This is a genomic window from Achromobacter sp. HZ34, from assembly GCF_002209485.1.
GTDB lineage: Bacteria > Pseudomonadota > Gammaproteobacteria > Burkholderiales > Burkholderiaceae_B > Bordetella_C.
In genome coordinates, this window is the sequence record NZ_NJIX01000001.1 from 1,134,928 (window position 1) to 1,155,925 (window position 20,998).

At 62.6% G+C, this 20,998-nt stretch carries 18 protein-coding genes; 11 read left to right on the top strand and 7 right to left on the bottom strand.

What is annotated here, in order from left to right; genetic code table 11:
* Positions 1-19: 19 nt before the first annotated feature.
* Both CEY05_RS04775 and CEY05_RS04780 read right to left on the bottom strand, forming a co-directional pair.
* On the bottom strand, positions 20-1,363 hold the full coding sequence (locus CEY05_RS04775; protein WP_088596287.1) for an MFS transporter: 1,344 nt from the start codon (positions 1,361-1,363) through the stop codon (positions 20-22).
* Between the two features lie 180 nt (positions 1,364-1,543).
* The gene (locus CEY05_RS04780) at positions 1,544-2,305 is read right to left on the bottom strand and encodes a FadR/GntR family transcriptional regulator (protein ID WP_088596288.1); all 762 of its coding nucleotides are present in this window, start codon (positions 2,303-2,305) and stop codon (positions 1,544-1,546) included.
* 250 nt (positions 2,306-2,555) lie between these two features.
* On the opposite strand from CEY05_RS04780, the gene CEY05_RS04785 reads away from it, so the two are divergent.
* From CEY05_RS04785 to CEY05_RS04830, 10 genes are all read left to right on the top strand, one after another.
* On the top strand, positions 2,556-4,280 hold the full coding sequence (locus CEY05_RS04785) for a thiamine pyrophosphate-binding protein (protein WP_088596289.1): 1,725 nt from the start codon (positions 2,556-2,558) through the stop codon (positions 4,278-4,280).
* Positions 4,281-4,302: 22 nt separating this feature from the next.
* Positions 4,303-5,550 carry a Zn-dependent hydrolase gene (locus CEY05_RS04790; protein ID WP_088596290.1) on the top strand — a complete coding sequence of 416 codons (1,248 nt, stop codon included), beginning with the start codon at positions 4,303-4,305 and terminating at the stop codon, positions 5,548-5,550.
* Positions 5,551-5,582: 32 nt separating this feature from the next.
* Positions 5,583-7,082, top strand: a complete 1,500-nt coding sequence (locus CEY05_RS04795; protein ID WP_088596291.1) for an aldehyde dehydrogenase — start codon at positions 5,583-5,585, stop codon at positions 7,080-7,082.
* Between the two features lie 162 nt (positions 7,083-7,244).
* Entirely contained in the window at positions 7,245-8,138 is an 894-nt protein-coding gene (locus CEY05_RS04800) for a polysaccharide deacetylase family protein (RefSeq protein ID WP_088596292.1), read from the top strand.
* 17 nt (positions 8,139-8,155) lie between these two features.
* Positions 8,156-9,586: an MmgE/PrpD family protein gene (locus CEY05_RS04805; protein ID WP_088596293.1), complete on the top strand. Its 1,431-nt coding sequence runs from the start codon at positions 8,156-8,158 to the stop codon at positions 9,584-9,586.
* 3 nt (positions 9,587-9,589) lie between these two features.
* Entirely contained in the window at positions 9,590-10,360 is a 771-nt protein-coding gene (locus CEY05_RS04810; protein WP_143220276.1) for a hypothetical protein, read from the top strand.
* An 84-nt stretch (positions 10,361-10,444) separates the two neighbouring features.
* Positions 10,445-11,332 carry a LysR substrate-binding domain-containing protein gene (locus CEY05_RS04815; RefSeq protein ID WP_158219251.1) on the top strand — a complete coding sequence of 296 codons (888 nt, stop codon included), beginning with the start codon at positions 10,445-10,447 and terminating at the stop codon, positions 11,330-11,332.
* A 178-nt stretch (positions 11,333-11,510) separates the two neighbouring features.
* Positions 11,511-12,464, top strand: coding sequence for a tripartite tricarboxylate transporter substrate binding protein (locus tag CEY05_RS04820; protein ID WP_158219252.1), 954 nt, complete (start codon positions 11,511-11,513; stop codon positions 12,462-12,464).
* A gap of 14 nt (positions 12,465-12,478) precedes the next feature.
* Complete coding sequence (locus tag CEY05_RS04825; RefSeq protein ID WP_088596297.1) at positions 12,479-13,240, top strand: SDR family NAD(P)-dependent oxidoreductase; 762 nt, start codon at positions 12,479-12,481, stop codon at positions 13,238-13,240.
* 141 nt (positions 13,241-13,381) lie between these two features.
* Entirely contained in the window at positions 13,382-14,887 is a 1,506-nt protein-coding gene (locus CEY05_RS04830) for an amidase (protein WP_088596298.1), read from the top strand.
* 14 nt (positions 14,888-14,901) lie between these two features.
* On the opposite strand, the gene CEY05_RS04835 is transcribed toward CEY05_RS04830, so the two are convergent.
* From CEY05_RS04835 to CEY05_RS04850, 4 genes are read right to left on the bottom strand one after another with little or no spacing between them, the layout of a single operon-like run.
* A complete protein-coding gene (locus tag CEY05_RS04835) occupies positions 14,902-16,143 on the bottom strand; it encodes an amidohydrolase family protein (protein ID WP_088596299.1) in 1,242 nt (413 codons plus the stop codon).
* Positions 16,136-16,975 (bottom strand): ABC transporter ATP-binding protein, encoded by an 840-nt coding sequence (locus CEY05_RS04840; RefSeq protein ID WP_233161351.1) that lies wholly within the window; start codon positions 16,973-16,975, stop codon positions 16,136-16,138. Before CEY05_RS04840 ends, CEY05_RS04835 begins: the two co-directional genes overlap by 8 nt.
* A 2-nt stretch (positions 16,976-16,977) precedes the next feature.
* Positions 16,978-18,018, bottom strand: coding sequence for an ABC transporter substrate-binding protein (locus tag CEY05_RS04845; protein WP_088596300.1), 1,041 nt, complete (start codon positions 18,016-18,018; stop codon positions 16,978-16,980).
* A gap of 30 nt (positions 18,019-18,048) precedes the next feature.
* Complete coding sequence (locus CEY05_RS04850; RefSeq protein WP_158219253.1) at positions 18,049-18,861, bottom strand: ABC transporter permease; 813 nt, start codon at positions 18,859-18,861, stop codon at positions 18,049-18,051.
* Positions 18,862-18,963: 102 nt separating this feature from the next.
* Here CEY05_RS04850 and CEY05_RS04855 point away from each other — a divergent pair, with 102 nt between their 5' ends.
* Entirely contained in the window at positions 18,964-19,740 is a 777-nt protein-coding gene (locus CEY05_RS04855; protein ID WP_088596302.1) for an IclR family transcriptional regulator, read from the top strand.
* Between the two features lie 18 nt (positions 19,741-19,758).
* Here the strand turns inward: CEY05_RS04855 and CEY05_RS04860 are convergent, their stop codons facing one another.
* Complete coding sequence (locus CEY05_RS04860) at positions 19,759-20,667, bottom strand: tripartite tricarboxylate transporter substrate binding protein (protein ID WP_233161352.1); 909 nt, start codon at positions 20,665-20,667, stop codon at positions 19,759-19,761.
* Positions 20,668-20,998: the final 331 nt, after the last annotated feature.

Sequence of the window (20,998 nt, forward strand, 5' to 3'; positions counted from 1 at the left end):
CAGGCAAAATCAGAGGGTCTTAGCGCAGGACGCTTTGCGCTTGCTCACCGGCGCGGGCACGCAGCAGCGTCTCGGTCAGCATCAGCAAAGCGATCAAGGACAAAATCGCCGAGCCGATCATGAACCAGGCCACCGACGAACCGCGCCCGGTCATCGACAGCAGCGCGGTGGTGATGATGGGCGTGGACGCGCTGCCCAGCAAGCCGGACAACATGTAGCTGATCGACAGGCCCGAATAGCGCACCTTGGCGCCGAACAGCTCTGCCAGGAAGGTCGCGATGGGGCCGTAGTTGGCGGCAAAGGCGGTCATCATCAACAGGTAACCGGCCAGCGCGAGCCCATAGACTTTAGTGTCCATCAACCAGAACATCGGGAACGCGACGAGGGCCTCGGCCACGATCCCGCCGATGATGACAGGCTTGCGGCCGACTTTGTCCGAAAGGGCGCCAAAGAGCGGCAATAGCAAGATGCAGGCCGCGCAGGATATCAGGACGATGGACAGCATCTCGTTGCGGGAGAAGCCCAGGGTCTGCGTGCCATACGTCAGGCCAAAGGCCACGATCAGATTGAAGGACGAGCCCGTGGACATGGTGGCGACGCCGCCCAGCAGGACCTGCTTCCAATCCTTGCGCAGCACCTCCATCAGCGGCAGCTTGACCTGCGAGTTGGCTTCCTTGACCTTGTTGAAGGAAGGCGTCTCGGTGGTATTCAGGCGGATGTAGAGGCCGACGGCCACCAGCAGGCAGCTCGCCAGGAACGGCAGGCGCCAGCCCCAGGACAACATGGCCTCGCTGGAAAGCATCAGGTTGCAGGCCAGGAACGTCAGGTTGGCGATCAAGGTGCCGGCAGGCACGCCGATCTGCACCCATGAACCGTAGATGCCGCGTCGGTTCGAGGGCGCATGCTCCACCGCCATGAGCACCGCCCCACCCCATTCCCCACCCAGCGCCAGCCCCTGGATGATGCGCAGGGTCAGCAGCAGGATCGGCGCCCAGATACCCAGCACGGAATAATCGGGCAGCAATCCGATGGCGAACGTGGCCGCGCCCATGATAAGCAGGGAAATCAGCAGCATGGATTTGCGGCCAAGGCGGTCGCCGAAATGCCCGAACAGCGCGGCGCCAAGGATGCGGGCCACATAGGCGGAAGCAAAGGTGCCGAACGCCAGCAGCGTGCCGATCAGGGGATCGAAGGCGGGAAAGAACACCTTGTTGAATACCAGGGCAGACGCGGTCGCGAAGATGAACAGGTCGTACCACTCCACGGTGGTACCGATGACGCTGGCAACGGCGACTTTGCGCATGCTCGCCTCGGTGGAGGCTGGGGACGGCGATACCACGGCGGCGGAGGGGGAAGCGCTCATTGGGATGATCCAGGAGATGGAAACAAGGGAATCCAACCGTAGTTTTAAACAAACTGGGCGGGTGGTCAGGCCAATTTAATGCTATACCGCCATGCCCAGGTTTGTTTATAGACGTTTTCCCTAGGTCCGATGGCCAGACCAGATTAGGCGCCAACCGCTGTCGCAGTTGGCAATCGAAGCCTACTCCGAGATATCCCCAGACAAACGGGAAGAAATGCCCGACAAATGCAAGGACATCGCGTGGCGCGCGCGGATGGGATCCTTCGCCACGATCGCGGCGACGATGCGGTCGTGCTCCCGGATGGCGGCGCGCCAGGCCACCGCGTCGACGAAATGCTTGTCCAGTTGGCGGTACATGGCGCTGGCTTCGTACAGATCCCAGACGTGAGTGACGACCGAGGCCAGACCCGGGTTGCCACAGGCCGCGCCGATGGCCTGATGGAAGGCGCGGTCATGAACGAAATCCCCTGCTTCCGGCGACTGCTCAAGGTCCATCCGCCGGTGCATCTCGATAATGTGCGCCACCTGTTCGGGCTGGGCATTCTGCGCCGCCAGGGCGGCGCATTCCGGCTCGACCAGCGCCCGTACGTCGAGCAAGCCGAAGGGGCCGGCATCGCGCGCCGCCGCCAGCAGATCCATGCGTGCGGAGGCTTGCAGCGCGGCCTCGTCGGACCGCTCCAGGCCGGCGGCAGCGGGCGCCCGGCGATTGGCGTCCAGGACGAACACGCCGGCGCCCACGCGGACTTCCACGTAGCCGCCTATTTCCAACGCAATCAGGGCTTCCCTCAAGGTGGAGCGCGCCACGTTGAGCTGTTCGGCCAGTTCTCGTTCCGCCGGCAGCCTGGCGCCTGGCCGGAATTCGCCCGCAGCGATCTTGCTCGCGATCTGATCCGCGATCAGACGGTACAAACGCGGTACGGAAACGGCCTGCACAGAGGACATTGAGGGTCCAGAAAGGAAAAAGGGACAAGGCTGAAAAGCAGCCGAGGCCAAATTATATAAGGCCGAACCTCGGCGCCAGCCCGGCGAAACAGCTCGCCGCCCTTGCCATGCTTCTATGGCATCACGTAGAATTGGCCGGACCATCCGGACACTATACCAATAAGACGCGACCGCACAACCACACCCGGTGGCCGGACCAATCAGCGATTATCAGCGTCGTCCATAGACAACCCCTCCCCGACCCCGCGACATGACTTCAGCTACGTCCATCCAAGTCCCCCAGGCCCGGCCTCGCAACGGCGGCCAGATCCTCGTCGAGCAACTGATCATTCAAGGCGTCAAACGCGTATTCCTGGTGCCTGGTGAAAGCTATCTGCCCTGCATCGACGCGCTGTATGACCATCAGGACGCCATCCAACCCGTGGTCTGCCGTCAGGAGAGCGGCGCCGGCTACATGGCGGAAGCCTACGGCAAGCTCACGGGCGAGCCCGGTATCTGTTTCGTCACCCGCGGTCCCGGCGCAACCAATGCCAGCATCGCCGTCCATACGGCCCACCAGGATTCCACCCCGCTGATCCTCTTCATCGGCCAGGTCGGCAACGATTTCGTCGAACGCGAGGCGTTCCAGGAAGTCGACTATCGGCGCATGTTCGGCGAGATGGCCAAGTGGGTCGCGCAGATCGACCGCACCGACCGCATCCCCGAATACATCGCCCGCGCCTTTGCCACTGCCACCAGCGGTCGTCCCGGTCCGGTGGTGCTGGCGCTGCCTGAAGACACTCTTTGGGGAAACGCCTGCGTGGCGGACGTGCCGCGCTACCAACGCGCGCGGTCGGCGCCGACGCCCGCCGCCATGACGCAGCTGGCGCAATTGCTCGACACCGCGCAGCGCCCCTTCCTGTTGCTCGGTGGTTCCGGCTGGACGCCGGAGGCGGCCAAAAGCATGGAAGCCCTGGCCGAACGCTACGACCTGCCCGTGGGCGTGGCGTGGCGCCGCCTGGAATGCTTCGACAACCGCCATCCCAACTTCGCTGGTCACGTCGGCTGGGGCATGCCCGAAGCGCTGCGTCGACGCGCACTGGCCAGCGACCTGCTGATTGCCGTCGGCACGCGCATGGGTGAGGCCACGACCGAAGGCTATTCCCTGATCGAGAGCCCAGTGCCCAGGCAGCGCCTGGTGCATGTATATCCCGACGCCAACGAGCTGGGACGGGTTTTCCATCCTACGCTGCCAATCGCGGCCGACGTCAATGCATTCGCCTCCGCCGCCGAAGCGCTGCATCCCAAATCACCCAAAGCAAGCCGCAACTCGGCCCATGAGGCCCACGCTGCCTATCTGGCCGAACAAGCGCCCAAGGAGGCCCCTGGCGCCCTGAACCTGAACAAGGTCGCCTGCCACGTGCGCGATCATGCCCCGGCGGACACCTGCATCACCGTGGGCGCGGGTAACTATGCGCTCTTTCCGCATGCCTACCACCGCTACAGCGGCGTGGGCACCAGTCTGGCGCCCACCGTAGGTTCGATGGGCTATGGCCTGCCCGCGGCGATCTCCGCCAAATTGGAGCAACCCGCGCGTACCGTGATCTGCTTTGCAGGCGATGGCTGCTTTCAGATGAATATCCAGGAATTGGGCGTTGCCATGCAATACAGGGTCGGCATCGTGATCCTGGTATTCAACAACGGGATCTGGGGCACCATCCGCGCGCACCAGGAGCGCGAGTTCCCTGGCCGCACGATCGCCCTGGGTTTCGACAATCCCGAGTTCACTGAATTGATCCGCGCCTATAAAGGCTACGGCGAAATCGTCGACAAGGACGCGGACTTCGGCCCGGCGTTCGCCCGCGCCCTTGCCTATGCCGACGAGAAACAGCTGCCGGCGCTGCTGGAACTGCGTTATGACGCAGACGGCATCGCGCCCGGCATGACCCTGAGCAAAATCCAGGCGGACGCCTACGCCCGGCAACGCCAGGCTTGATCCGACAAACAAGGAACCCTTTATGAACCCGCTTCAAATCAATGGCGCCAGGCTCTGGCAATCCCTGATGGATCTGGCCAGGATCGGCGCGACCCCCAAGGGCGGCAACGCCCGCCTGGCCTTGACCGCGCTGGACGGCGCGGGCCGCGACCTCGTGGTCGGCTGGATGCGCGACGCCGGTCTGGCCATCACGGTGGACCAGATCGGCAATATCTTCGGACGCCGGGCTGGCCGCAATCCAGATCTGCCGCCCGTCATGACGGGCAGCCACATCGATACGCAACCGACCGGCGGCAAGTTCGATGGCTGCTATGGCGTCCTGGCCGGCCTCGAGGTCATGCGTACATTGCAAGATCAGGACATCATCACGGAAGCCCCGTTGGAATTGGCCATCTGGACCAACGAAGAAGGCTCGCGCTTCGTGCCGGTGATGATGGGGTCGGGTGTATTCACCGGTGTGTTCTCGCTGCAGACCGCGCTGGACGCGCAGGATACCCAGGGCAAGCGCGTGGCGGACGAACTGAGCGCCATCGGCTATGCCGGTACCGCGCCCATCGGCCGCCCCATCGGGGCGTACTTCGAAGCCCACATCGAGCAAGGCCCGGTGCTGGAAGCCGAAGACAAGGTCATCGGCGTGGTAAGCGGCTCGCTGGGCGTGCGCTGGTACGACATCACGGTCACGGGCATGGAGGCCCATGCGGGTCCCACGCCCATGACCTTGCGCCGCGACGCGCTCTATGGCTCCACCTATCTGATGCAGGAGGTGGTGAAGATCGCCGAAGCCTTCGCGCCGCACGGCCGCGGCACAGTCGGCGTGGCGACGATACATCCGTCTTCGCGCAACGTGATACCCGGCGCCGTCTCCTTCACTGTCGATCTGCGCCACCTGGACGAAGGGCTGCTGACGTCCATGGATGCCCGGCTGCGCGATGCCTGCGCCAGGCTGGCTGACGGCACGACCACCGGCACCCCGCTCGACGTCGATGTGCGAGAGATTCAGTACTTCAAGCCCACCCCATTCAACATTGGCCTGGTCGGCCGCGTGCGCACGGAGGCGCTGGCAAGGGGCTACAGCCAGATGGACATCGTGACGGGGGCCGGACACGACGCCGTCTACGTCGCCGGCGTCGCTCCAGCCGCAATGATTTTCGTGCCGTGCAAGGACGGCATCAGCCACAACGAGATCGAGGACGCCAAGCCCGAGCACCTTGAGGCAGGCGCCAACGTCCTGCTTGGTGCCATGCTTGCCGAGGCCGGCGCACGCCCCTGACTCATCCAAACCACCCTGGACCTGGACACGCGATGAACCACTTGCACGATCTCGCCTACTGGCGCGCCAAGGCCGACCAGCTCAGCTTCCGGACCCAAGCCTACATTGACGGGCAATGGACCGATGCGAGCGACGGCGCTACTTTCGACACCCTCAACCCGGCCACCGGCCAGGTCCTGGCCAAGGTGGCGGCCTGCGGCGTCGCCGACGTCGATCGCGCGGTCGCCGCTGCCCGCCGCGCTTTTGAACGAGGCGTGTGGGCCGAGTTGCCCCGCACGGAACGCAAGGCCGCCCTGCTGCGGCTGGCCGCGTTGATCGACACGCATCGCGAAGAACTTGCGGTCCTTGAGACGGTCGACATGGGCAAGCCCATCGCCGATACCCTGCAGTACGACATCCCCGAAGCCGCGCGCACCTATGCCTGGTACGGCGAGGCCATCGACAAGCTTTACGACGAGATCGCGCCGACCGCGCCCGGCACGCTGGCCACCATCACCCGGGAGCCCGTAGGCGTGGTGGCCGCCGTGGTGCCTTGGAACTATCCCTTGCTGATGGCGAGCTGGAAGGTGGCGCCCGCGCTGGCGATGGGCAACAGCGTGGTGTTGAAGCCCGCCGAGCAATCTCCGTTGACCGCGCTGCGGCTGGCCGAACTCGCCGCACAGGCTGGCATCCCCGCGGGCGTTTTCAACGTGGTGCCTGGCCTGGGGCCTGCCGCCGGGCAAGCGTTGGGACGGCATGCCGATGTCGACTGCATCGCGTTTACGGGCTCGACGGCGACGGGCAAGCGCTTCATGGAGTATGCGGGTCAATCCAATTTGAAGCGCGTCTGGCTGGAGTGCGGCGGCAAGTCGCCGCACATCATCTTCGATGACTGTCCCGACCTGGACCGGGCCGCCCAGGCGGCCGCTATCGGTATATTCAACAATCAGGGTGAAATCTGCATAGCGGGCTCGCGGCTGTACGTGCAGGACGGCATCTACGACGCCTTCATGGCCAAGCTCGACAGCTGGGCCGCGCGCATGCAGCCGGGAGACCCGCTCGATCCCGCCTCCGCGATGGGCGCCATCGTCGATGCGGCGCAGCTGGGCCGCGTCCTGTCTTACGTGCAGGCCGGGCAAGCGGAAGGTGCCCGCTTGCGCACCGGCGGCGCTACCGCCCGCCCGGAGACCGGCGGCTTTTATCTGCAACCGACTATCTTCGAATGCGCGTCGCAGGCCATGCGCATCGTGCGCGAGGAAATTTTCGGACCGGTGCTGGCCGTCACGCGCTTCAGCACCGAGGAAGAAGCCCTCCGCATGGCGAACGACACGCCCTACGGCCTGGGCTCGGGACTGTGGACGGCCAATCTGGCCAGGGCGCATCGCGTGTCGAAGAAGTTGCGCGCCGGCCTGGTGTGGGTGAACTGCTACATGGACGGCGACGTCACCGTGCCCTTTGGCGGCGTGAAGCAATCCGGCTCGGGCCGCGACAAGTCGCTGCACGCGTTGGACAAATACACGGACCTGAAGACGACCTGGATCAGCCTGGTCTGATCGCCCGGCATCTTCGCTGGTGCTCATGGATTGTCCGAAGGTGCCTGGATGGCACCACTGTGGCCGGTACAGAGCACATTCTTGACCGTGCTCCGTCCACGCGCAAAGATCGAATCCCCAACGAACCGCTCTTTGCGCAAACGGACCCTCTCAGGAACACGCATGCTCTTGCCCTCGAATCCCCGCTATGCCTACTCCGCTCTTCCTTCACGGCCGACGTTCGAATGGCCGGGCGGCGGAAACCTGGCGTTCTACCTTGCATTGAACGTCGAGCAGTTCGCGTATGGCCGGGGCATGGGGCATACGCCCCACAACGCAGCCAATCCCGCCGATCACCGGATCTTTGCCTGGCGCGATTACGGTCTGCGCGTGGGCATCTGGCACATCCTCGACGTACTGGACCGTCTGGGCTTCTCCTGCTGCCATCTGATGAATTCCGCCGTGTGTGAAAACTATCCCGAGGTGGTCGCCCGTTTACGCGAACGCGGCGAGGAAATCGTCGGACATGGACGCACGAACGCTGAACGCCAAGGCGACCGCTTCGAAGAGGACGAACGTCTGCTGCTGCGCAACGTGGCCGACACCATAGCGGGCGCATTTGGCCAGACGCCCAAGGGCTGGATGGGTCCGTGGATGTCCGAAAGCCCCGTCACCCCGGACTTGCTGAAAGAGGAAGGCTATACGTACATCATGGACTGGCCATGCGACGACCAGCCTATTTTCCTGGCCACGCGTTCCGGGCCGCTGGTCAACGTGCCCTACCCCATAGAGCTCAACGATGCACCAGCGATACTGAACCGGAACCATACGGCGCAGGAATTCGGCGACATGATGATCGACCAGTTCGAGATGATGCTGAAGCTGTCGGAGAACTATCCGCTGGTCTGCGGAATTTCGCTTCACACGTTTATCTTCGGCTCGCCTTTCCGCTTGCGCCACCTGGAGCGTGCGCTGACCCACATCGCCCGCTATCGCGATGACAAGCGCCTGTGGTTTACCAGCCCTGGACAGATTGCCGATCATTACCAGTCCGTTGCCAGCCCTGTGCAGGCCTGAACCTGGTCGGAGATTCCATGAAGAAATCGAGCAGTCTTTCGGAAACCCTGGCTGATTTCGCGCTCGCCACCGATGCGGCGGGCATTCCCGACGACGTGCGCAGCAATGCCTGGTTGCACTTGATCGATGCCTACGGCATTGCCTTGCTTGTGTCCCGAAGCCGCTATGCGGACGCCCTTGCGCGCTACCTGGACCGGCAGCCCGCCAGCGGCCCGGCAACGGTATGGGGCATGAATCGGTCCGTACCCCTCGCAACGGCATTATTGGCCAACGGCATCCTGGCGGGCTCCGTCAACCTGGACGACACGCACAACGAAAGCCAGCTGCACCCCGGCGCCCACCTGGTTCCGCTCGCCTTGGGCCTGGGCGAACGGGAGCAGGCCAGTGGACGCAGCGTCATCGACGCCCTGGCGCTCGGCAACGAAGTCGCCTGCAGGTTGGCCTGCGTCGCACCCGGCGCCTTCGGCGCGCGCGGCATGCATAGCAGCAGTGTCCTGGGCAAGGCCTATTCGACGATGATGTCCGCGCGGCTGCTGGGGCTGGACCAGAAAGCGGCTGTCAGCGCCATCGGCCATGCTGCCAGCCAGGCGGGCGGAACGCTGCAGTGCTACCTGGACGGCACCTGGACACTGGCCTTTCACCATGGCTGGGTTGCGGCGTCCAGCCTGTACGCCGCCGAATTGGGTCAAGCGGGATTTTCCGGTCCACGTGAATCGCTGGACGGCCCCTTCGGCCTGTTCAGCACCTTGCTGGCGGGGACGCGCACACCACCGGACTACGCCCGCGCTGTGCACGACCTCGGCACGCATTGGGAAAACCGGGCGATGTCTTTCAAGCCTTACGCCACCGGCTGCGTGATTCATCCCTTCATTGATGCGGCGCTGGCGTTAAGCGCAGAGCACGGCTTCGATACTGCGCAAATTCAGGACGTCACCGCGGTCATCGCTGACTATCTGGTGCCGATTGTGTGCGAACCCCAGGGCGAGAAGCGGCGCCCCACCGACGTCTTCAACGCGCGGGTAAGCCTGCAATTCATCCTGGCATCGACATTGGTGCATGGCCGCTTCGATCTTGAATCGATTACGCCCGACGCCCTGCTCGATCCCGCGATATTGGCGCTGGCGCAACGCGTCAACTACCAGGTGGATCCGGACGTGGTGCCCCGCCGCCATTTCCAGGCTTGCCTCCGCATCACACTACGCAGCGGGCAGGTACTGGAATGCAAGCTGGCGCCCTGGCTGCGCATGCATATTGGCGAGCCCGACACGGGTCGCCAGGTGGAAGCAAAGTTCCTGGACAATGTTGGACGCGTTTGCGAGCGCCCCGAAAAGATCCTGGACCTGGCGCGCGCACTCAACGACGACCTTAAAGTAGACCGATTCGTGTCAGAATCGCAAGCCATGATGGCGCGATGGTCGCGCCGCAACCCCGACACCGGATACCTCTGACTCATGGATAGCGCAGCAGAATTATTGGCCCACGCCTATGGCCAGGCACGCAGCCGTTTGCCCGAGGCTTGCCGCCCCACGTCCCTTGAAGCCTCGGAAACGGTGCAGCGTGAGGTGCTTGCCCTCAGGAACAAGCTACCGGGTGCCTGGAAAGTGGGCCGCCTCGACGGTTTGCTCTATAGCGCGCTGCTGCCGGTGGCCAAGCCGTCGAGCATCGAGACCGGCCCGCTGCTAATCCCGGCGGGGACCAAGGTCGAGCTGGAACTGGCGGTGCGCTTTCGCGCATCGATCTCCTGCAACGACGTCGCCACGCTCACATTTTCCGACTTACCCGACATCTGCGATTTGATCGTGCTGTTCGAGCTGGTCGGGTCCCGCTTCGACGCCCGCGCCAGCCCGGACCGCTTCGAGAAGCTGGCCGATTCGGTTTCCCACCTGGCGCTCCTGACCGGAAACCGATTCGAAACCTGGTCCCTGCAGACACTTACCAGCCCGCAGGCGACCTTGTTCGAGAACGGCACCGCCGTTGTGTCCCACACGGGCAATCATCCCGCCCTGCCACTGGAAGCCCTGTTTTCGACGTGGCAGGCCCGCTGCGTGCGGGAGCGATGCGATGTCCACCAGGGCATGATCATTACCTGGGGCAGCTTGACGGGCGTCCATCCCATTCTTGCTGATGGCCACTACCGCGGCGAGATAAATGGCGTCGTTGTGGAATGCGATGTCACCATCGCCACGCCTGATGTGTCAGGCCTCGGAACCTGGGTCGCATAGGGCTGCGCGGGAACCGGTGTATCGTCACGCATGCGCTGCCGGTCCCGCGCGCATCAATCCCCGTCTTTTCGTGGCTGCTCAATCATGGTCCGTCGCCTTCCTCCGCTGGTCGCATTGCGCGCGTTCGAGGCCGTTGGCAGGACGGGCAGCCTGCGCAAAGCGGCGCGCGACCTGGGCGTCGGTCACACCGTCGTCGGGCGCCACATCGCGACGCTGGAGGAGTGGCTGGGCTGCGAGGTACTGCTATCCGATTTCAGGGGCGTGCAGCTGACGGCTCGCGGAGCCGAGTTCCATCGTGTCGTCTCGAGCGCCTTCGCGATGATCGAGCAGGGTGCGGAAAACATGCAGGCCAGCCAGCGCGGGGAACTGCGACTGTGGTGCGCGCCAGGGCTGGCGATGACGTGGCTCATGCCCAGGCTGGCGTCCATGCGCACCGCCTTGGGAGACGCCAATATCGTGCTCAGCGTCCGCGACGATCTCACCGATTTCGGCACAGCGCAGATCGATATTGCGATCCACTACGGGCCATACGCGGCCGAGGGAATCCGCTGCGAGGAACTGGCGCATCCGCGGATGCTGCCCGTCGCCAGCCCCGAGTTCGTGGCCGCCCACCCAGAGCTGAAGACCGCGGCCGACCTGCTGAAGACCAGCCTGCTGCACGAACGATCCACGCGCCCCTGGGAGCACTGGCTCAAGGCCTCCGGCATCGATAACCCGGGCACCATTACCGGACAACGTCTGCATCACGCCCACATCGCCATGGAGGCAGCATTGCTGGGCGAAGGCGTTGCGCTCGTCAATTGGCTGCTGGTGCGCGCGCACCTCAACGCAGGACGGCTGATCGAAATGGTTCCGTCCGATATCCGGCTCGATGGTTACCTGTTCTGCGCCCCGGCCGAAAAATGGGATGACGACCTGGTCACCAGAATGCGTGACTGGTTGCGCGCGGAAATGAAAGACGCCAGGGCGTGACGGAATCCCCCCGCGCCTCTTCTCGGGTTTCTCCCATGGTGCGGCAAATACACCCCCCCGGCAGGCTGGACGCACATTCTTGACGTGGTCGCTCCCTGCGGCAAAGATGGCTCACCAATAAATCTTGCCAAGCAAGGGGAAAACAATGTTCCAAGTCCTATCTGGATTGTCCAGACGCGTGGGCCTCGCCGCCGCGCTATGTCTCGGCGCGGGTCCGGCACTCGCGCAATCGGCCTACCCGTCGCGGCCCGTCACCCTGATCGTGCCATTCGGCACCGGCGGCGCAACGGATGTCATTGCCCGGCTGGTCGCGCAGGGCTTTGCCGACACCGCCAAATGGAACGTCGTCGTTGAAAACAAGGCGGGCGCCGGCGGTACGCTGGGCAGCGGCATGGTGGCACGCGCCGCCCCGGACGGCTATACATGGCTGCTCGGAACGACGGGCTCGTATACGGCCAACCAGTTCCTGTACAAGGCGCTGCCATACCAGCCGGACAAGGACTTCGTACCGATAGCGATGATCGGGCAGATTCCAAATCTGCTGGTGGCCACGCCGTCCCTGGGCATGAAGGATGTACAGCAGTTCCTCAAGGCCGCCAACACGCTTGATAGCCACCTGTCGTACTCGTCGTCGGGCGCCGGCACCAGCGGTCACCTGGCGGTGGAACAACTACGCATGTATGCACCGGTCAACGCGGTGCATGTTCCTTATAAGAACGCCGGGCAGGGCTATACCGATCTGGTCGGGGGACGGATCAGTTTCGCCATAGACAACTTTCCGGTACTGCTGCCGTTCGTGAAATCCGGGAAGCTGGTACCGCTGGCGATCACGGGAAAGACGCGCAGCCCGCTGCTTCCGGATGTTCCCACGATGGAAGAATCCGGCGTCAAGGGCTACGAGAACACTGTCTGGTTCGGACTTTTTTTGCCAAAGGACGTGCCAGCCGATACTCGTAAAAGCATCATCGACACGACGGCCAAGGTACTTGGCAGTGCCGATCTGCAGAACAAGCTGACTGCCCAGGGCATCACGGTGCGACCGTTGGCAGGCAGCGATTTCGCGGCCTTCCTGGTGCAGGATCGAGCGAAGACAAAGGCCATCATTGAAAAAGCGGCCATCGAACCCATGTAGCGCGGACACGAGAAATGTATACATTGAAAGGCAGGGTTGCGGTTATCACTGGCGCGTCGGCGCCCCACGGAATCGGCAATGCCATTGCCTTGCGATTCGCCATGGCAGGTGCGTCCTTGCTGTTGGTTGCGGACAAGACGCCCGAGCAGCTCGATGCTGTCGCCCGCCGATGCCGCGACACCGGAGGCGGCGGACGAATCGAGCAGATCATCACGGACCTGGGGGAACCAGGCAGCCCCGAAGCGATGATCGAACATGCCATGGAAGAATTCGGCCGCATCGACGTACTGGTCAATAACGCGGGCATCCGCGCCCCTTTCGCATTCGGGGACTTTCCCGCGGACACCTTCCACCGCTTGCTCGCTGTCAATTTGGCCGCCCCCTTCTTCGCCAGCCAGGCAGCGGTACCCTACATGAAGGCCCAGGGTGGCGGCCGCATCATTCACATCGCCAGTCAGATGGGACAGGTGACATCGCCCAATCTCGCGCTTTACGGCATGACAAAGGCCGCCTTGATACACCTGGCCAAATCCATGGCCTCTGAATTGTGCAAGGACAACATCATTGTCAATGCACTGAGCCCGGGACCGATCGCGACACAACCGCAGCTTGATCGCGGGGCCGCAGGCATCCGGCTCCTGGCTGATCGGGTCCCACTGGGCCGCCTGGGAGAACCCGAGGAGATCGCGGAGGTCGCACTGTTCCTTGCGAGCGCCAGTCCTTCATTCCTTCTGGGACAGGACATCGTGGTGGATGGCGGCTACGTCCTACGCTGAGGGCTGCCTGGTCGTCGTCGCGAACGTTGAATCACACTGGCGCCGCGCGAGGCCCGGAATAAACGTCATCGCGTATATGGCGACTTTCGGCGCTCGCGCACCACCATACTGTTGACGAGCACATTCCCTTTGTCGTCTCATATGTTCCGCCACTTCGCACCTCAACCCATTCAGCGCCGCCAGGCGCCGATGCCGACGATGACCCACCACCATTCACTATCCGAACCCCACAATTTAACCATCGCGGAGTTGATTGACGCATACCGTCACGGGACCCTCTCGCCTGTCGACGTTACGGAGCAAGCACTCGCCCGCGCAGAGGCCTGCAATGACCAGCTGCGAGCGTTCGTCACGGTAACCGGCGACCAGGCGCGTGCCGCCGCCGCAATCGCCGAGTCGGCGTATCGGCGGGGGGAAGACCCCGGCCCATTGGGCGGCATTCCGATGTCCATCAAGGATATCGTGGCGACGCGCGGCATACGCACCACGTTTGGCTCCGCGCGATCACAGACCAACGTTCCCAATCATGACGCTATTGCGGCAGCGCGCTGGCTCAACGCCGGGGCCGTTATTATCGGCAAAACGGCGACGCCAGAATTTGCCTGCCGACAGACAACCAGTTCGCCGGTTTCCGGCATCACGCGCAATCCCTGGAATCCGGCACTGACGCCTGGCGGTTCGAGCGGAGGCTCGTCAGCCTCCCTTGCCGCGGGCATAGGCCATCTGTCGCTGGTCACCGATGGCGGTGGGTCGGCCCGCCTGCCGGCGGCCTGCACCGGTATCGTCGGCTTGAAGCCGACCCTTGGCAGAATCCCCTATGACGGCGCCGCGGACGTGTTCGGTGGCCTGGCCCACATGGGCATCATGGGGCGCAACGCCGCCGATGTAGCGGTCGGCCTGACGGTCGCCGAGGGCGCCGCCGCGGTCGACCCATACTCGTTTATGAAAAGTAGCGGCAGTGACGCCGCGCTCGATCTGGCCGCCTCGCTCCCCCTTGCCGGCCTGCGCGTCGGTCTACGCGAATGCTTCGACGATGAAATCCTGGATCCGGAAATCCAGCAAGCCGTGAGGCGCCTGGCGGGCGTGATGGAAAGCCTCGGCGCGACGGTCCTTCCCCTGGAAGGCCGGATCGAGGCCCCGTTGCCCATCTGGCGGATACTGCAACACGCCATATGGGCGCAACGCTACGGCAACGGCGCCCCGCTGGACGGCATGGATCCGGTTATCGTGGCGGGCATTTCAAGTTCGCGCGCCCTGAGCGCGGCAGATCTGCAAGGAGCCATACAAGGACGGACACGTTTGTACCGGCACGTCCAGGGCTGGCTCGAGAAGGTCGATTTCGTGCTTTCGCCCACATTGACCCGTACCCCGCTGGCCGCCGATCATCCCGGGTCTGGCGCCATGGATCCCGGCGCGCCTGAGCGGGGGGAAATCAGAGAACATTGGGCGCCGCTGTTGGGATTGTTCACCATGACTGGCCATCCGGGCATATCGTTCAATTGCGGCTGGACGGCGGCCGGACTACCCATAGGCGCGCATCTGGCAACGTCCTGGCACGCCGATCACCGACTGCTCGACACGGTCAAGGCCATCGAAGGCGCCAGACCGCAAGCGGCCTGGCGCCTTCCCGCGCGGATACAGTTCTAGACCGCTGGCGGAAGTCAGGCGGGGCGGTGCAGCACTGCCGCCTCGCGCGTGTATGTCCGCCGGCCTGCCTTGTAACCCATCAACGTCGGCGCGATCTGCCGCAGAGCGTCGACGGTATTGGCAGCATCGACCACGACAAAATCCGCCGGGGCACCCAAGGCTATGCCGTAGTCTTCGCGGCGCATCATCGTGGCCGCGCGCGTGGTGAACATCGTCCACAAATCCCGCATTTCATCCGGGTTTCCGCGTTGCACGACGTTGGCATAAAGATTGGCCTGGCGTATCAATTGGCCGTCGCCGTAAGGCGTGAATGCGTTAAGGATATTGTTCGAACTGACGGAGCAATTGACGCCCCGCTGCGTCAGGTAATTGGCGTCGACGACGCCACGGCGCACGTTGTATTCCTGATCGCGCCCCATCAAATAAAGGTCTGTCGACGGCAACACGGTAAGCGCCACGCCGGACTGCGCCATGCGCGCCGCCAATTCATCCACTTCGTTCAAGGGCATGGATGCGACCTTGGTCACGTGGCCTACTGTCACGCGGCCACCCCACCCATATTTATCGGCCAGTTCGCACACCAGCCGCGTGTCAAGATGCGCGCCGGATGCGCCGGTGTCCAAGTGCATGTCGACATCGACGTCGAATTCCCTGGCCATTTCGAAAACCCGGCGGATCTGGCCAGCGGGGTCGCTGTCGAAACCCGGCGCGGCGCCGACGACGCGAGCGCCGGACTTGAGCGCGGCAATCATCAGTTCATCGGTGCCGGGGTTGTTCAGCAAACCTTCCTGAGGCATGACGCAGATCTCGACATCGATGGCCCATGCATACTCATCGATCAAGGCCTTGACTCCTTCGAAGCCCCGGAGCCCGACCTTGGGGTCGACTTCGACATGCGTGCGCATCAGTGTGGTCCCGTGCAGGATGCACTTTTCCAACGTGCGCCGGGCGCGGGCATGGACATCCTCGACCGTGAACGTATGCTTGATCGCGGAGACACGCTGCATCGCTCCGTGGGGAAACCTGGCCTTCTCGCAACCGCAGCGTTCGATGGTGCAAGACTTGTCCAGATGGATATGTGTCTCGACGAATCCAGGCGATAGCAGTTTGCCTGCGACGTCAACTTCGAGTGCCGCCCGTGCCCGCAGTTCCGGCTCGATGGCTGCGTAACGGCCATCGCGGACGCCGATATCCACCGCGCCGCTGCTTTCATCGGCGTTCCAAAGCTTGGCATTACGTACGATCAAATCAAACATTCGTCTTGTCTCCCTCGGACATCACTGTGTACAACTCGTGGTTTATCTCGGTCACCAGGCGCACGAATTCGCTCGACAGTCGAATGGATTCGGTACGCGGTCGCGGCAATGCGATATCAAAAACCTTGTAGATCCGGCCGGGCCTGGCCGTCATCAAGACCACCTTGTCGGAAAGAAAGACAGCCTCCGCCAGCGAGTGCGTGACGAAAATGACGGTCTTGCGGTACTGCTGCCAGATCCGCATCAGTTCGAAAGACATCTTGTCCCGGGTGATTTCATCAAGAGCGGCAAATGGCTCGTCCATGAGAAGAACATCCGGATCCAATGCCAGTGCGCGCGCCAGCGCAGCGCGTTGTTGCATGCCCCCCGATAGTTGATGAGGCAGTTTGCGCTCAAACCCCTTCAAACCCACGGTATCTATCAGCTGCGCGACGTCGGGCGGAGAGGTTGAAATTCCCGGACGGCCCTTCACCAAATTTCGCATCAACTCGACATTGGCCTGAATGGACAGCCATGGCATGAGATTGGCTTGCTGGAACACCAACCCTATGCGCCCGGCGCGCCGCAAATCGGCGGGCGCCGCTCCACCTACCGTCAAGCTGCCTCGCGTGGGAGGCATCAGGTCGGCGACCACTTTCAGCAGCGTGCTCTTGCCGCAGCCGGACGGTCCGACCAGGGAAACAAAGGAGCCGTCGGGGATATCGAGATGCACTGGCGACAAGGCCTGCACCCCCTGCCCGGCGTCCGCCCCATAGACCACTTCCACGCCTTTCACGCTGATGCCCGCGCGGCCGGCGGTCCCGCGCTCTGTCACTTCTTGCGTCATCGTCATGCTCACTTTGCGGGCTGTGTGATGATCTTTGCCAGCGCCTTGGACTCGTCCAGACTGTTGACGATGTCGTTGGTATACAAGGCCTTGGGATCTGGCTTGTTAGGCAGATCGCCGCCATCAGCCAGTAGATCGATGGAAGACTGCCACTTTGCGTCGGTCATCAAGCCGAACCGCTCGCGGTTATCGGCGACGTTATACAGTTCGTAGATCTTTCTCAGCTTCTTGGTTTCGACGCCGAGTTCACGGTCCGGTGCGACGGCGATGACGTCCTTGACCGCCGCTTCGGTATTGTCATGCGTGGCAATGAAGCTCTTCATCGTGGCGCGGACGAAGCGCTTGACCAAGTCCGGGTTGGACTTGAGCAACGCTTCGCTGGTATAGATGACCGTGCCGTAGAACTTGACGCCGTAATCGCGTATCGGCATGACGTTGACCGGCATGCCATTTTCTTCCAGGGTCAGCGCCTGCCCGAAGGAGTAACCGAACAGGCCATCTACCTGGCCGGCGGCCAGCATCTGGACTTCCGAGCCGCGCGCCACCGTCACCAGCTGTATGTCGCTTCGGGTCAGGCTGCCCGCTTTCAGTACCGGATCCAGCAAGCCCGGCACCAAGGCCTGGAACCACGCCAGTTTCATTCCCTTCATTTTTGCCGGGGTGTCGATGCCGGACTTCTTCAGCGTAATGACGGAATACGGATTGTCGGGCTCATCGGCCATTACCGCGACGATGGGAATTCCGCTGGCGCGCGCCTTGATGAAGGAATCGGCATTGGTGACCCCGAACTGTTCGCGTCCTGTGCCGATGAAGACTTCGCTTTGCTGCCCCGCCGCGGGTGGCCGTATCTCCAGGTCTATGCCTTCGGTCTGGTAGATCCCGTGGGCCTTGCCGCTGTAATACGGCGCATGCATGCCCCAGGGGGTGAAGTTCAAGCGCATGATGACGTTGTCCGCCGCATGCGCTGCCATGGTCGGCGCCAGTGCGGCGCACAGCAGGCTGACCGCGACGGCAGCACGGCGGCCTTTGCAGAACATCGTTGAGTACATGGTTATCCCCTTGCGATTTGATCGATTGAATCAGTTGGATGTGGTCGAGTCGTTGATGCCTGTGCGCCAGGACACACGGCGCTCTATCCACGACATGAGGTTGAAGAACAAGGTGCCGATGATTGACAGGACGATGATGGCCGCGAACGAACGCGCCGTGTTGAAGTTGAAGCTGCCGGAAAGGACCAGGTAACCAAGTCCGTTCGATGCGGCCAGCCATTCAGCGACAATGGCTCCCAGCACCGCCAGGGTCGTGGCGATACGCAGCCCGGCGAAGATGTACGGAACAGCAAAAGGCAGCCGCAGCTTGAACAACATCTGCCGCTCATTCGCCGCAACGGAGCGGAATACGTTGGCCAAGCCGGGATCGACTTCCTTGAACCCCGTCATCGCGTTGATGACGATGGGGAAGAAGGCGATGGAGACCACCACCAGAATCTTTGAGCCTATCCCCGCGCCCACCCAAACCAGGATCAGCGGCGCGATGGCGACCTTGGGCACGCTTTGAAGCCCTACGAATATCGGCATGATCAGCCGTTCCAGCGTCGGAAAGCGGATCATCAGGGCCGATATGGCGAGCGCGAATATCACCGCGGCGATGTAGCCGGTAGCAATGGCCCAGATCGTGGCCAGCGCGTGCATCTGGATCAACGGCCATTCCTTGATCATCAACGTTGCGATATCGCTGGGCAGAGGCAAAAGAAAACGAGGCACGTTGAAAATACGGACGCCTGCTTCCCACAATACCAGCAGACCGATGATCAGTAGTGTCGATCCCCAGCGATCGAAGATGCGACGCATACCGCGCCCATTGGGCTTCGCGGATTTGATGTGGGTATTCATTGCTCGTTTCGATTCGTCCATATAATGGCCCCTTGATTTTTGTACCCTGCGGCCACACAGATGGCTGTTTGACATGCCAGGGTCTTGCGGAGATAAGAAAAAGTGAGTGGTCCGTCACGCGTTCTTGCGATTCTCGATCTGTTTACCCAGCAGCGTCCGGTCTGGAGCATCGACGACATCATCGTCACGCTTGGATATGCACGTCCGACGGCGTACCGCTATATCAAGCAGTTGATCGTGGCCGGGATGTTGCAAAAGACCGGCGCTGGAAAGTTCGCTCTGGGTCCACGCTTCATTCAGCTTGACTATCAGATCCGGCAATCCGATCCGGTGCTGTCGGCGAGCATTCCGATCATGGCCGAGCTGAGCAAGGAAATGGGTATCAGCGTTCTGTTGTCGGAAATGTTCGGCCACCAACTGATCAACGTGCATCATGCTGGTGGCCCCGAGGACAGCCTGCCGTTTCCGCACGCGCGCGGCCGGCCCAGGCCTTTGTTCAGGGGAGCGGCACCCAAGGTCATGCTCGCGTTTGCGCCGCGCCCCAACCTTGTCCGCCTGTACGAAGACCGTGCCGCCGAAATCGCTCGAAACGGCCTCGGCAATACGTGGGTCGAGTTTCGCAAATACCTTTCCAGGATCCGCCGTGACAAGTTCTATTACTCCGTCGATGAAGTGGAAAGCGGTGTCGCCGCCGCCGCGGCACCCGTTTTCGACGGCGAAAACGACGTGGTGGCGGCGCTCTCGCTTGCGGGTCCCACACGGGACCTGGAACGCTTCGGCATAGACATGGTCAGATCATCACTGTTGGCCGCGGCTGAACGCATCCAGATTGAACTCGAGCGCGCGCTTAGCACCATGCCCCGAGTGCCGATCGAATGAGCGCCCCGGCGCCGCGGCCTATTGCACGACAACGCCGGCCTGCCTGATCAAGCGGCCTGTTGTCTCGACATCCTTCTTCACCAATTCCTTGTAGCCAGCCACGAGGCCGTCGGCCGGCTCTGTACCAGCATCGAGCACCTTGCGCCGGACGGCTTCGTCGCGCATCGCGAACTGAAGCGCCGCTTGCAGCTTCTCGACCACGTCGGATGGCGTGCCCGCCGGAGCGAGCAGGCTCCACCATGCCACTACCTCGCAATCCCTGTAACCCTGTTCGGTCAGGGTGGGAATTTGGGGATAGGCACTCATGCGTTGCCGACCGCTGCTGTTAAGTACATCGACCTTGCCGCCAGCGACTTGAGCCATGCCTGTGCCGACGGTGTCGTAGAACGCATCGACATCGCCGTTGATCAATGACGGCATGGCTTCGGCCGTGCCTTTGTACGGGATGTGCACCATCTTCGTTCCAGTCGTCGCCTGGAAGCATTCCGCTATCAGGTGCGAGAGGGTGCCGGTTCCCTGCGACGCAATGCTCAGCGCGCCGGGATGCTGTTTCGCATAGTCCACCAGATCGGCAGTGCTGCGGAAGCCGCGCTTCTTGCTCGTGAGCATGATCATCGGCGCATAGCCGACCATACCGACCGGCTCGAACGCGTCAGGGTTATAGCGTAGTTCCTTGTACAGGAAGCGGCTGGCGACCACCGTGGAACTCGTCGCCATCAACAGGGTGTAGCCGTCAGGCTTTTCACGTGCGACATAAGCGGCCCCGATCGTCGTGCCGCCCCCGGGCTTGTTGATGATGATCATCGGCTGCTTAAGCTGCCTGCTCATTGCGTCCGCGACCACGCGGGTGATGACGTCAGTGGCGCCGCCCGGTGGGAAGGGGCTGATGATGTTGATAGGACGGTCGGGAAAGGCTTCTGCATTCACGGCGGATGCCAAGACACACAGCGCGATGGCTGCCCCTATGCGAGCTGCGTTCTGAAACAAAGCAAAAACCCCTTATATATGCGCGGCGGAACACTCGATTCTTCAAGCGCGCTTCTGCACTTCGAAAGTGAAGTGTAGTTCGTTTTTTATCAATATAAGAGATTTTCGTAAAAACAGCTACATTGGGAAAACCCGAAGTGAACGACCAGGAACAGCTCCAATGTCATCCAGCGAGGCAATGGACCGATGCGCGCGCCGGTGCCACTGAAACCGGCCGACTTGGAACACGGCGATCGTGACTTTGTCGGACCTTCAGCGGAAATAGCGGAGG